The following is a 12,417-nucleotide window of genomic DNA, read 5'->3' as shown; positions in this document are numbered from 1 at the left end:
ACCCCGGCGGCTGCACCCGCCCCCGCGGCCCTGCCGGCGGTCCCGCCACCCGCGCCCGCCGCGCCGCCCGCGCCCCCACCCCGCCCGGTTCTGCCGCCCATTCCGCTGCCCGCGGGCTTCTCGGCCCTGCCCGGCGGTGGCTGGCGCATGCAGCTGCCTCCGCAGACGGACAGCATTCCCCAAACCTACCGCTCGGCGCTCGCCGCCCTGGCGCGGCGCCTGTCCGACACCACCCAGGGCCGCATCACCCTGCTGGCCCAGGTGACGGATACCGGGCAGGAGGCATCCTTCCTGCGGCGCCTGGCGCTGGCCCGCGGGCTGTCGGCCAAGGCCATCATGGTGGAAGGCGGGCTGGCCGCCACGCGCATCGACGTGCGCCCGCTCGGTTTGCGTGAGCCGGCGCTGGATGCGGTGGACCTGTATCCGCCCGGGGTGCCGGCGCCGCGCTGAAGCGGTCCGCCTAATCCGCCAGCGCCACGTCCAGCAGGCGTTCCAGCACCTCCGGCTCCTGCGCGCCGGCGATGGCGTTGCCGCCCCCCAGCACGAAGCACGGCACGCCGTTGATCCCCAGCCGGTGCGCGCGCAGGTTTTCCGCGTGCACCGCCTCCGTATCCAGCCCCGAGGCCAGGAACAGCCGCGCCGCGTCGCCATCCAGCCCATGGGCGGCGGCCAGCGCGGCCAGGGTCTCGTAATGGGCGATGTCCCTGCCCTCACGGAAATGGGCGGCGAACAGGGCCATCACCAGCGCGTCGGCATTGCCGTGGCGGCCGGCCCAGCGCAGCAGGCGGTGGGCGTCCAGCGTCTGCGGCACGCGGCGGATCAGCTCGAAATGGAAGTCGATGCCTTCAAGGCGCCCCATCTCCGCGATGGTGCCGTGCAGGCGGCGGGCGCGCTCCTCGCCGCCGAACTTGCGCACCAGGTAATCCTGGCGGGGAATGCCGCCCGGCGCGATGTCCGGGTTCAGCAGGAAGGGGCGCCATTGCAGCTCGACCGCCACCTCGCGCCGCGCCTCCAGCATGCGCATCAGGCGGGAAACGCCCAGATAGCACCAGGGGCAGACGAGATCGAACACGACCTCGATCTGCACGGGAGCCGGCGGGCTGGCCATCATGTTCATAGCGGGGGGACTCAGATCTGCGCGGCCGGAGCCTCGCACAGATAGCGGTTCAGGTGATAGGGCCGCGCCGCCATGGCGGGGCAGAAACTTGCCACCACCGGCTCCAGCGCCTCGAACAGCCCGTGGGCCGTGGCGTTCAGCGCCTCCAGCCGCTCGCGCGCGGCCTCGGCCAGCGGGGCCAGCTTCGCCACGTCCAGCGTGGTGTGGCGGCGGTCGCGGTAGACGAAGCGCCCGCCGATCATGGTGTGGCGCACCGCCGTCGCGTCCTCCGCATGCACGATCTGGTTCACCGTCCAGTGATGCGGCATCCAGTGCAGGGCGTGCAGGTCGAGGAACACGATATCGGCCTTCATCCCCGGGGCGATGGCGCCGATATCCTTGAACCCCATGGCGCGTGCGGAACCCAGGGTGGCGGCGTGATACACCTCCTCCACGCTGGCCCAGCGGGCGGGGTCGGGCACCTGCACCTTGCTGGTGAAGCTGGCCAGCCGCATCGCCTCATACATGTTGCCGTTGTCGGAGCTGTTCACCCCATCGGTGCCGATGCCGACATTCACGCCCAGATCCAGCGCGCGGCGCAGCCGGAACATCCCATTGCCCAGCTTCATGTTGGAACCCGGATTGTGCGCGACGGAGGCCCCGCGCTCGGCCAGCCGCTTCAGGTCCTCATCATCCAGCCACACGGCGTGGGCGGCGGTGAAGTTCTCGTCCACCAGGCCATAGGCGTCCATCTCGGCCAGCAGGGTGCGGCCATAGGTGCGGATGCCGGTCAGGGCCTGCAGCTTGCTCTCGCCCACATGGCTGTGCATGGCCACGCCGTGTTCGCGCGCCAGGTCCCGGCAGCCGCACAGAAAGGCCGTGGAGCAGTGATGCGGGATGGTGGGCGCCACGGCCGCCCGGATGTCGCGCCCCGCCCAGCGCCAGTGCCGCAGCACCTGCCCCATGGCCGAGAGCGTCTCCTCCGGCGGCCTCGCGCGCATGGCGGTGACGGTGGCGCGCAGCGCATCGGGCATCGCGTCGACCAGGCCCGGGATCGCCTCATACATGGTGCGGTCGGCCACCATGGGGGCGATGACGGCGCGCATGCCCACCTCGTCATAGGCCTCGGCCACGGCATCCAGCCCGTCGCGCGTGGGCAGGGGGAACTCGAAATACAGGTCGTAGGCGGCGGTGCAGCCCTTCGCCACCATCTCCGCCGCGCAGAGCAGCGTCGAGAGCTTCTTGTCCTCCAGCGAGCGGTTGCCGCTGATCCAGGGGGCGGCGGCCAGCAGCAGTTCCAGCGTCCATTTGTCGCCCTGCCCGCGCGCGAGGCCACCATGGCCATGGGTGTGGGCGTTGATCAGCCCGGGATGCAGCACGAGGCCGGAGGCATCGATCACCTCCGCATCCTCCGGCGCCGCCAGCCCCTGGCCGATCTGGCGCACCACGCCGTCGCGCACCAGGATATCGGCGGGGGCGGCGCGGCGGATGCCGGCATCGGCCAGCAGCCCGCCCCGGATCAGCAGCGTGCCCTGATGCGGCGCGGCCATCAGCGCGGCTTCACCGGCAGGCCCATGGCACGGAAGCGTTCCTCGATCACATCCAGGTCGATCAGCCCGGCGGGGCTGGCGCGGCGGGGCTGTTCCTTCAGCCGGGCCTCACGCATGGCGCGCCACAGGCCCAGCAGGCGGCGCAGTTCCGCCAGGGGCTCCTGGTGGTCATCCACGCGCAGGTCGATGTCGTTGAAATCCTCGGTGGTGATCAGTTGCAGGGCCGCGGATTGGCGCCCGCGGCGGTCGCCGCCCGCGGCCTCCCCGGCATCCAGCGCCGCCAGCATGCGCTCGGGCAGCGGCAGTTCGGGGCGGGCGATCAGGGCCGCCACCGTGTCGGCCACCACTGCCTCATTGGCCAGCATGTTGCCCGCCACCGACCAGCCCTGCCCGGTGCGGTGGCCGCAATATTCCACGCAGCGCCCGCCCGTCCAGGCCGCGGTGCGGCCATGGATGTCGATGGCATGGACCTGGCGGATCTCCCGCCCCTCATCCATCGCCAACGCGCCTTGGATGGCCAGGGCCGGGGCCACGCCGCGCTGCATGGCGTCCAGGATGGCGGGGCCCAGATAGCGGTTGGTCATGGATTGGGTGGCGACCGCGCCCACCCCCGCGCGCAGATGCGGCACCGCCGCCCCCACGGCCAGGTTGCAAGTGGTGACGGCGACGGCGAAGGCGCCGGTCGCGGGATCATGGGCAAGGATGGACCAGGTCATGGGCGCGGAGTGGACATGCTTCCGTCGTTGCATGCAACCGCGCAAAACGGCATGACGGACGCAAAAGGAGACGTCCCATGCTCAACCGCCGTGCAGCTCTGGCCGCGCCGTGGCTTCTGGCCGCGCCAACCCCGCTTCTCGCGCAATCACAATGGCCTGACCGTCCCATCCGGCTGATCGTGCCCTTCGGCGCGGGGGGCGCGATCGACACGCTCTCCCGCACCGTGGCCGCCAAATTCCCCGAGGTGACGGGCGGCCAGACTCTGGTGGTGGAAAACCGCCCCGGCGCCGGCGGCACCATCGCCGGCGCCTATGCCGCCGCCCAGCGGCCGGACGGGCTGACGCTGATGATGGCCGATGTGGGGGCCAATTCCATCGGCAAGCTGCTCTATCCCAACCTGACCTATGAGCCGGTGCAGGCCTTCACCCCCATCGTGCATCTGGTGAACCTGCCCGGCGCGCTGATCGCGCACCCCGATGTGCGCGAACGCACGATGCAGGAGATCATCGCGGCCGCGCGCGAGCGGCCGGATGGCTTCGTCTTCTCCTCCGCCGGGAACGGCAATGGCAGCCATTTGTTCATGGAGCTGTTCCTGAAGCGCGCGGGCATCCGCATGGTGCATGTGCCCTATCGCTCGGGGGCGGAGATGGTGACGGCGCTGGTGCGCGGGGATGCGCAGTTCGGCTTCCCCACCGTCTCCTCCGCGCTGTCCATGATCCGGGACGGCAAGGCCCGCGCGGTGGGCATCAGCAGCCCGGGCGGCACGCCCATCCTGCCCGGCGTGCCGGCGGTGGATACGGTGCTGCCCGGCTTCAACTGCGCCGTCTGGCACGGCATCCTGGCCCCGGCGGGGCTGGACCCGGCCCTGGCGCTGCGCATCAACCAGGTGTTCAACAGCATCATCGCCATGCCCGACGTGCAGCAACGCATCTATGAAGGCCAGGCGGGCCGTGTGGTGGGCGGCACCCCCGCCGATTTCGCGGCCCATATCCGCCGCGACTATGAGACCTGGGCCCCCATCATCACCGAAGGAAACATCCGTGCCGAGTGACAGCATCGCCGCCCCCCGCCCCGCCAGCACCATCATCCTGCTGCGCGACGGCCCGGCGGGGCCGGAGCTGTTCATGGTGGTGCGCAACCGCCAGATCGACTTCGCGGGCGGCGCGCTGGTCTTCCCCGGCGGCCGGGTGGACGACGCGGACGCGGCGCTGGGCGAGCCCTTCCGCATCGCCGCCATCCGCGAGGCCTTCGAGGAAACCGGCCTGCTGCTGGCCCGGCGCGAGGGCCGCATGCTGGGCGCCCACGACCTGCCGCGCGAGGCATCCTTCAACGCGCTGGTCGCCGAGCACGGGCTGGAACCCGCCACCGACCGGCTGCGCCACTTCGCCCATTGGATCACGCCCGCCGACGTGCCCAAGCGCTTCGACACCCACTTCTTCCTGGCCGAGGCGCCGCCCGAACAGATCGGCCTGCATGATGGCGGAGAAGCGGTGGACAGCGTCTGGATCACACCGGAACAGGTGCTGGAGGAAGCCGGCAAGGGACTGCGCAGCGTGGTGTTCCCCACCCGGCTGAACCTGGGGAAACTCGCCCGCTACCGCAGCGTGGCCGAGGCGATGGAAGACAACGCCCCGGTCGTGACCGTGATGCCGGAACCCTTCGAGGACGAGCACGGCAAGTGGCTGCGCATCCCGGAGGAAGCGGGCTATGGCGGCAGCGTGTTCAAGGCGGTGAACCGCGCGATGGTGGCGAAGCGGGGGTGAGGGCGGGCGCAGGGGGCGTTGCCCCCGGACCCCCAGCAAGGGGCCCTGCCCCTTGCATCCCCGCCAAAGGCCGAAAGGCCCTTGGAACCCATTAGATTGGCGCCTTACCTTGGTAGGTGGACGCCAATTACATTATAAAAATCAACAAGAAACACGCTTCCAGGATGTAGCGCCAACTGATCTAGGTCCAGGACCGAGCACGGTCCTGGCGGGGGTGTCGGGGGCGGAGCCCCTGACTGCGCCCCCCCCATCGTCCTTACAGCCCCGCGCTTTCCAGCCCCACGATCGCCCGTGCCATCGCCTGCGCCCGGGGCACGAAGCTTTCCACTTCCAGATATTCCTCCGGGCTGTGCGCCAGCCCGCCCACCGGCCCCACGGAGCAGATGGTCGGTGCCCCCTGCGCCGCCGTGAAGCCGCTGTCGGCGCAGCCGCCGGAGAATTCGCCCTTCACCGTCAGCCCGGATTCGGCGGCGGCCCCCTGGTACAGGGTGAACAGCTTGGCCGCCGCCGGGCTCTGCGTCAGCGGCAGGAACTCGCCCTTGATGGCAAGCGTGGCCTTGGTGCCAGGCACGAAGCTTTTCGCCACGATCTCATGGATCTTGCCCATGATCTCGTCGCGGTCCTCGGGGTGGACATAGCGCAGGTCGATCTCGCCCTTCGCCCAGGGGGCCACGGTGTTCACGCTCTGCCCGCCGGAGACGAGGCCCACATTCAGCGTGATGCCGCGCTTCAGGTCCGTCAGGGCATGGATGGCGGTGATCTTGGCCGCCAGCTCGCCGATGGCGCTGATGCCGGCCTCGAAATTGCCGCCCGAATGCGCGGCCTTGCCGGTGATCTCGAACACGCTGAACACGCCGCCCTTGCGGCCGGTGACGACATTGCCGGTCAGGCGGCCGGGTTCGCTGTTGAACACCACGCGGGCGCCGCGGGCCTCGGCCTCGATCACGGCGCGGCCCTCGGGGCTGCCGATCTCCTCGTCGCCGGTGAACAGGCCGACCATGGGGCCCGGCGCGCCGCCGAATTTCTGGAAGGCGGCCAGCATGAACATGTTCATCACGATGCCGGCCTTCATGTCGCACACGCCGGGGCCATAGGCGCGGCCGTTCTCGATGCGGAAGGGCCGGCGCTCGGGCTCGCCCTTGGGGAAGACGGTGTCGCGGTGGCCCATCAGCACGATGTTGCGCGGCGCGTTACCGGCGGGCGCCACATCGGTGTTCACGAAGGCGCGGATGCAATCGCCGTGCTTCTCGCCCTTCACCACCTCGGTCGGGATGCCGTGGCTCGCGAGGAATTCCTTCACCTGCTCGCCGGTCGCATCCACGCCCGCCTTGTCGTAGCTGCCGCCATCGGTGTTCACCATGCGCTCCAGCGCGGCCAGCATGGCGGGCTTCTGCTCGGCGAGCCAGGCGTTGATCTGATCGAGCGGGGACTGGGCCATGCGGCACTCCTGGAACTGAGAGGCGCGCATGTTCCATCAGCCGGGCGGCGCCGCCAACTCCCCCCAAGGGCCGGCTCAAAGCCGGGCGCCATCAAAGCATCATGGCCGCGTCATCGGTGGATCACGCCCCGTGCCTAGCTTGCGCGCCTTATCATTCAGGAGGCCGCCATGCAGCGCCGTTCCCTTCTTCTCGGCGCGGCGGGCGCCGGCTTGCCGCGTTTCGCCATCGCCCAGGCCGACCAGCGCCCCAGCATCACGGTGGCGGTGCAGACCATCAGCACCTCCGGCACGCTGGAGCCGATGCGCGAACAGTCCAATGTGGGCTTCCGGGTGATGCCCAGCTTCTCCGAGCCGCTGATCGGCATCGACTGGCAGCGCACCCAGCGGGCGGAGCCGGTGCTGGCCACCGCCTGGCGGCGGATCGACGCGCGCACGCTGGAACTGACCCTGCGTGAGAATGTGGTGATGCACGATGGCCGCACCATGACGGCCGAGGATGTCGCCTTCACCTTCAGCCGTGAGCGCATGTGGACGGGCCTGGCCGCCGACGACCGGGGGCTGTTCGTCTCCACCACCGCGGGCGCCACCGGCAAGGCCCCGCCGGCGGAGGCCGTGGCCATCTCCCGCGCGCATTTCCCGGGCTTCGAGAAGATGGAAGTGGTGGACGCGAAGACGGTGCGCTTCGTGAACGCCGTGCCCGATGTGACGCTGGAGGGCCGGCTGACCCGCACCTCGGGCGCCATCTTCTCCCGCGCGGCGTTCGACGCGGCACCCTCCTGGCTGGAATGGGCGCGCCGGCCGGTCGGCACGGGCCCCTACTTCATCGCCAGCCACCGCGCCGGCCAGGATCTGATCCTGGAGGCGCATGACCGCCACTGGGCCGGCCGCCCGCCGCTGAAGCGCATCCGCTTCGTGGAGGTGCCCGACGTCGCCTCCCGCATCGCGGGGCTGCTGGCGGGGGATTGGGATTTCGTCTGCGACATCCCGCCCGACCAGATCGGCGGCATCGAGCGCAGCCCGCGCCATGAGGTGGTGGGCGGGCCGATCAACAACATCCGCATCCTGGTCTGGGACAAGACCCACCCGGTGCTGGCCAACCCGCTGGTCCGCCGCGCCATGAGCCACAGCATCGACCGCCAGGCGATCGTGGACAGCCTGTGGGCCGGGCGCACCGCCGTGCCGCGCGGCATGCAGTGGGAGGTCTATGGCGACATGTATCTGCGGGACTGGGAGGCACCGCGCTTCGACCCCGCCGAGGCCCGCCGCCTGCTGCGTGAGGCCGGCTATCGCGGCGAGCCCATCCCGTACCAGCTGCTGAACAACTACTACACGGCCCAGGTGCCCACCTCCCAGATCACGGTGGAGGGCTGGCGCGCGGTCGGGCTGAACGTGCAGATCGAGATGAAGGAGAATTGGGGCCAGATCCTGGGCCGCTTCCCCGGGCGCGGGCTGTGCGACAATTCCAACACCGCCACCTTCAACGACCCGGTCGCCGCCATGTCCGTCTATGGCCCGGGCGGGCAGACCTGGTCGGCCGGGCAGTGGCAGAACGAGGAAGCCCCCCGCCTGCTGGACGCGCTGCAGGTGGACCCTGACCTGGAGCGCCGCCGCGCCAGCTTCCGCCGCCTGCTGACGCTGACCGAGCGCGAGGACCCTGCCTATACCGTGCTGCATCAGAACGCGAATTTCACCGGCAAGCGCAAGGACCTGCCCTGGCGGGCCGGCACATCCTTCGTGATGGATTTCTCGGGGCGGAACTGGGGGTAAACCGCCCCCGGGGGCCTGCCCTTCCCCGCGCGGGCGCTCTAGGCTCGCCCGCATGCTTCTGTTCGACCATCTGGCGATCGGCGCCAGCACATTGGAGGAAGGTGTCGCCTTCGCGGAGGCGGCGCTGGGCGTGCCCATGGGCCCCGGCGGCGCGCATCCGCGCATGGCCACCCACAACCGGCTGCTGCTGGCCGGGGCTGGACGCTACATCGAGGTGATCGCCCCCGACCCGGCGGGCGAGCCCCCGGGCGTGCCGCGCTGGTTCGGGCTGGACACGCCGCCCAGCCCGCCGCGCATCGTCTCCTGGGTCGCGCGCGGCAGGCCCGCGATCATCCCCGAGCCGCTGGGCGAACCCGCCCCGATGTCGCGGGGCTCGCTGAGCTGGACCATCACCTTCCCCCGTGATGGCTCCCTGCCGCTGGGCGGCGCCCTGCCCTGCCTGATCGACTGGCCCGAGGGCGTGCACCCGACCCAGACCATGGTCGACAGCGGCGTGGTGCTGGAAAAGCTGATCATCACCACGCCCGAGACGGCGCGCGCCAAGGCGGCGCTGGCGGTGATGGAATTCCAGGACATGGCGCTGCTGGAATTCCGCCAGGGCCCCGCCGCGCTGAACGCGCGTTTCGCCACCCCGCGCGGCACCGTGGAGATCTGAGATGACGCATCATGATGTCCTGACCCGCCGCCCCTGGCGCCCGCTGATCATGGGCCGCAAGGGCGCGGTCGCCAGCAACCACCCGGCCGCCACCCAGGCGGGGCTCGATGCCCTGCGCGCGGGCGGCACGGCGGCGGATGCGGCGGTCGCCGTCTCCCTGGCGCTGGGCGTCGCGGAGCCGCACATGTCGGGCCTCGGCGGCGATGGCTTCTACCATGTGTATGAGGCCGCGACCGGCACCTCCACCGTGTTCAACGGCAGCGGCACCGCGCCCGCCCTGGCCACGCCCGAGGAATTCCGCGATGGCATGGCGATCGACAGCCACCGCTCCGCCGGGGTGCCGGGCGCGCTGGCCGGGGTGGCGATGCTGCATGCCCGGCATGGCAGGCTGGCCTGGGCCGACCTGGTGCGCCCCGCCGTGGCGCTGGCGGCCGAGGGGGTGGGCGTGACCCACACCTATCGGCGCATGGCCGCGATGCGGAAGGCCCTGCTGCTGCGGGACGCCGCCGCCGCCGGGATCTATCTGGCCGATGGCGAAGTGCCAACGCTGGGCGCCATCCTGGCCCAGCCCGCCCTGGCGAAGACCCTGGAACTGATCGCCGAGGGCGGCGCCGAGGCCTTCTATCGCGGCCCCATCGCCGCGATGCTGGCGCGCGCCAGCGCCGCCGGGGGCGGCCTGATCCGCGAGGCCGACATCCGCGCCTTCGCGCCCGAGGCCCAGCCCGCCGTCACCGCGCATTACCGCGGCTATGAGATCCGGCAGACGCCGCCCAACTCCACCGGCTTCGTGCTGCTGCAGGAATTGCTGATCGCCGGGAACTTCGACGTGGCGGCGATGGGCTATCTCTCGGCCGAGCACATCCACACGCTGGTGGAGGCCAAGAAGCTCGCCTTCCTGGACCGCGAGCGGCTGGCGGGCGACCCGCGCTTCGGCCCCGTGGACCTGACGGAGATCCTGGACCCGGCCAACGCCAGGAAACTGGCCGCGAAGATCGACCCCCGCCGCGCCGCCAGCATCCCGCTGAAGCTGCCCGCGCCGAATGCGGGCGAGACGACCTATTTCTGCATCGTCGATGCCTGGGGCAATGCGGTCTCGGCCATCCAGTCGCTGAACTCGCCCTTCGGCGGCGGCGTCACGGCGGGCGAGGCGGGCTTCCTGCTGAACAACCGCATGGCGACCTGGCACCTGGACCCGCGCCACCCCAACATGCTGGCCCCCGGCAAGCGCGTGCGCCACACCATGAACGCGCCGCTGATCCTGAAGGACGGCCAGCTGTGGGGCATCCTGGGCACGCCCGGCGCCGACAACCAGGTACAGGTGAATTTCCAGGCCGTCTCCGCGCTGGTGGATTTCGGGCTGGACCCGCAGCAGGCGGTGGAAGCCCCCCGCTGGTTCAGCGACCAGCCCGGCCAGAACGCCACCTGGCCCCATAACGGCAAGGAGGACCTGACCATCGAGGAGGATGTCGGGCCCGAGGTGCTGGAAGGGCTGCGCGCCCGGGGCCATACCCTGATTACCCAACGCCCGATCCATGGCACCTGCAGCCTGGAATGCATCCGCGTGCTGGAGAACGGCATGCGCATGGCCGGCAGCGACCCCCGCCGCGACGGCTGGGCGGGCGCCTATTGAAGTGCCCTCAAACGCCGGGCGCGCGCATCCGCGCGCCTGGCTTCGCCGGACCGCCGGCGGCGGCCGTTCGGCCGATTGAAGAGACAGGATGTTCATGAACCGCGACACCGCCCTCTCCCTCGCCACCTCCATCATCGACGACGGCCGCCTGCTGGACGTGCTGGCCCGCCGCGTCGCCTGGCACACCGAAAGCCAGGTGCCCGAGCAGGCGCCCGCCCTCTACGCCTTCCTGGCCGATGAGATGATGCCCTCCCTCGCCGCCCTCGGCTTCACCAGCCGGATCGTGGCCAACACCAAGCCCGATGCCGGCCCCTTCCTGATCGCCCAGCGCATCGAGGACCCGGCCCTGCCCACCGTGCTGGTCTATGGCCATGGCGACGTGGTGCGCGGCATGGAAGGCCGCTGGCGCGAAGGGCTGGAACCCTGGGAGATCGTCGTCGAGGGCGAGCGCTGGTACGGGCGCGGCACCGCCGACAACAAGGGCCAGTTCACCATCAACCTCGCGGCGCTGGAGGCCGTGATCCAGGCGCGCGAGGGCAAGCTCGGCTTCAACGTGAAGTTCCTGTGCGAGATGGGCGAGGAGATCGGCTCCCCCGGCCTCGCCGCCATCTGCGAGGCCGAGCGCGAGGCCCTGAAATCCGATGTGCTGATCGCCTCCGACGGACCGCGTCTGGCGGCCGGGCTGCCCACGCTGTTCCTCGGCTCCCGCCAGGCGATGAACGTGCGCCTCGAATACAAGGCGCGGGAGAAAGCCTATCACTCCGGCAATTGGGGCGGGGTGATCCGCAACCCGGCGACCATGGTGGCCAACGCCATCGCCAGCCTGGTAGACGGGCGCGGGCGGCTGCTGGTGGCGGGGCTCGAACCTCCGCCGATGCCCAATTCGGTGCGCGCGGCCCTCGCCGGCCTGCCCGTGGGCGGCGGCGAGACCGACCCCGAGATCGACCCGGACTGGGGCGCCGACGGCCTGACCCCCGCCGAGCGCCTGTTCGGCTGGAACACGCTGGAGGTGCTGGCGATGGGGGCGGGCGATCCCGTCTCTCCGGTCAATGCCGTGCCGCCCACCGCCACCGCCGTGGTGCAACTGCGCTTCGTGGCGGGCACCGACACGGCCGGCATCATCCCCGCCATCCGCGCGCGGCTGGATGAGATGGGTCTGAAGGATGTCGAGGTGATCTCCATGCGCGCCGAGCCCGCACCCGCCACGCGGCTCGACCCGGCCTCCCCTTGGGTGCGCTGGGCGGTGGCCTCGGTCACCGAAAGCCTCGGCCGCCCGCCCGCCGTGCTGCCCAATATCGGCGGCACCCTGCCCAACCATGTCTTCGCCAACATCCTGGGCCTGCCCACCATCTGGGTGCCGCACAGCTACGCCGCCTGCGGCCAGCACGCCCCCGACGAACACCTGCTGGCCCCCGTGGCCCGCGAAGCCCTGACCCTGATGGCCGGCCTGTTCTGGGACCTGGGCGCGCCCGGAACGCCAGGGCGGGGATAGGGCGCGCCACGGGGGCTTCGCCCCCGAACCCCGACCAAGGGGCGCTGCCCCTTGGAACCCCGCCAGGAGCCGAAAGGCCCCTGGACCCCAGAAGTTGAAAAGGCCGGGAGGGGACATCGTCCCCTCCCGGCCTTTTCAATAACACCCGGTTTCCAAAGGCCTCCCGGCCTTTGGCGGGGGTGCCGGGGGGGTACAAACCGGCTAGGTTGGTGACAGTTTGGACCGGCGACCTGGGTGACAGTCTTTGTTATCGACTGGGAGGACCGGTCGATGCCCTGGACGGAGATATCCACGATGGATGCGCGGCTG

Annotated in this window: 10 protein-coding genes and 1 pseudogene; 7 read left to right on the top strand and 4 right to left on the bottom strand. The window is 70.9% G+C overall.

Features of this window, described 5'->3' with window-relative positions; translation table 11 throughout:
• Window positions 1-450 (top strand): annotated as a pseudogene (locus GT007_RS21400) (hypothetical protein); the annotation flags it as partial.
• A gap of 10 nt (window positions 451-460) precedes the next feature.
• Here GT007_RS21400 and GT007_RS21395 read toward each other — a convergent pair.
• Genes GT007_RS21395 through GT007_RS21385 form a run of 3 tightly spaced genes read right to left on the bottom strand, consistent with a single transcriptional unit; the run spans window position 461 to window position 3,362 of the window.
• The gene (locus tag GT007_RS21395) at window positions 461-1,117 is read right to left on the bottom strand and encodes a DsbA family oxidoreductase (RefSeq protein ID WP_201452004.1); all 657 of its coding nucleotides are present in this window, start codon (window positions 1,115-1,117) and stop codon (window positions 461-463) included.
• Between the two features lie 11 nt (window positions 1,118-1,128).
• Window positions 1,129-2,646: an amidohydrolase family protein gene (locus GT007_RS21390; RefSeq protein WP_160123703.1), complete on the bottom strand. Its 1,518-nt coding sequence runs from the start codon at window positions 2,644-2,646 to the stop codon at window positions 1,129-1,131.
• On the bottom strand, window positions 2,646-3,362 hold the full coding sequence (locus GT007_RS21385; RefSeq protein ID WP_160123702.1) for a DUF1028 domain-containing protein: 717 nt from the start codon (window positions 3,360-3,362) through the stop codon (window positions 2,646-2,648). The genes GT007_RS21390 and GT007_RS21385 overlap by 1 nt, the downstream gene beginning before the upstream one ends.
• Before the next feature lie 77 nt (window positions 3,363-3,439).
• Between GT007_RS21385 and GT007_RS21380 the strand changes: the two genes are divergently transcribed.
• The gene (locus GT007_RS21380; protein ID WP_160123701.1) at window positions 3,440-4,414 is read left to right on the top strand and encodes a Bug family tripartite tricarboxylate transporter substrate binding protein; all 975 of its coding nucleotides are present in this window, start codon (window positions 3,440-3,442) and stop codon (window positions 4,412-4,414) included.
• A complete protein-coding gene (locus tag GT007_RS21375; protein ID WP_201452003.1) occupies window positions 4,404-5,126 on the top strand; it encodes an NUDIX hydrolase in 723 nt (240 codons plus the stop codon). Before GT007_RS21380 ends, GT007_RS21375 begins: the two co-directional genes overlap by 11 nt.
• Before the next feature lie 256 nt (window positions 5,127-5,382).
• On the opposite strand, the gene GT007_RS21370 is transcribed toward GT007_RS21375, so the two are convergent.
• A complete protein-coding gene (locus tag GT007_RS21370) occupies window positions 5,383-6,564 on the bottom strand; it encodes a M20 family metallopeptidase (RefSeq protein WP_160123699.1) in 1,182 nt (393 codons plus the stop codon).
• Between the two features lie 168 nt (window positions 6,565-6,732).
• On the opposite strand from GT007_RS21370, the gene GT007_RS21365 reads away from it, so the two are divergent.
• From GT007_RS21365 to GT007_RS21350, 4 genes are all read left to right on the top strand, one after another.
• Window positions 6,733-8,331: an ABC transporter substrate-binding protein gene (locus GT007_RS21365; RefSeq protein WP_160123698.1), complete on the top strand. Its 1,599-nt coding sequence runs from the start codon at window positions 6,733-6,735 to the stop codon at window positions 8,329-8,331.
• A 52-nt stretch (window positions 8,332-8,383) separates the two neighbouring features.
• Window positions 8,384-8,986: a VOC family protein gene (locus GT007_RS21360; protein WP_160123697.1), complete on the top strand. Its 603-nt coding sequence runs from the start codon at window positions 8,384-8,386 to the stop codon at window positions 8,984-8,986.
• A gap of 1 nt (window position 8,987) precedes the next feature.
• Window positions 8,988-10,616, top strand: a complete 1,629-nt coding sequence (gene ggt, locus GT007_RS21355) for a gamma-glutamyltransferase (protein ID WP_160123696.1) — start codon at window positions 8,988-8,990, stop codon at window positions 10,614-10,616.
• Window positions 10,617-10,710: 94 nt separating this feature from the next.
• A complete protein-coding gene (locus tag GT007_RS21350) occupies window positions 10,711-12,108 on the top strand; it encodes a M20 family metallopeptidase (protein WP_160123695.1) in 1,398 nt (465 codons plus the stop codon).
• Window positions 12,109-12,417: the final 309 nt, after the last annotated feature.

Origin of the sequence: Rhodovarius lipocyclicus (assembly GCF_009900765.1) — a bacterium.
Lineage (GTDB): Bacteria > Pseudomonadota > Alphaproteobacteria > Acetobacterales > Acetobacteraceae > Rhodovarius > Rhodovarius lipocyclicus.
Note: the sequence above shows the minus strand (reverse complement) of the source record. Positions and strands in the feature narration are given on the sequence as shown.

Coding starts and splice junctions, on each gene's coding strand:
- ggt (WP_160123696.1), top strand. CDS start 8,988: ATGACGCATCATGATGTCCTGACCCGCCGCCCCTGGCGCCCGCTGATC.
- GT007_RS21385 (WP_160123702.1), bottom strand. CDS start 3,362: ATGACCTGGTCCATCCTTGCCCATGATCCCGCGACCGGCGCCTTCGCC.
- GT007_RS21395 (WP_201452004.1), bottom strand. CDS start 1,117: ATGAACATGATGGCCAGCCCGCCGGCTCCCGTGCAGATCGAGGTCGTG.
- GT007_RS21365 (WP_160123698.1), top strand. CDS start 6,733: ATGCAGCGCCGTTCCCTTCTTCTCGGCGCGGCGGGCGCCGGCTTGCCG.
- GT007_RS21380 (WP_160123701.1), top strand. CDS start 3,440: ATGCTCAACCGCCGTGCAGCTCTGGCCGCGCCGTGGCTTCTGGCCGCG.
- GT007_RS21390 (WP_160123703.1), bottom strand. CDS start 2,646: ATGGCCGCGCCGCATCAGGGCACGCTGCTGATCCGGGGCGGGCTGCTG.
- GT007_RS21360 (WP_160123697.1), top strand. CDS start 8,384: ATGCTTCTGTTCGACCATCTGGCGATCGGCGCCAGCACATTGGAGGAA.
- GT007_RS21370 (WP_160123699.1), bottom strand. CDS start 6,564: ATGGCCCAGTCCCCGCTCGATCAGATCAACGCCTGGCTCGCCGAGCAG.
- GT007_RS21350 (WP_160123695.1), top strand. CDS start 10,711: ATGAACCGCGACACCGCCCTCTCCCTCGCCACCTCCATCATCGACGAC.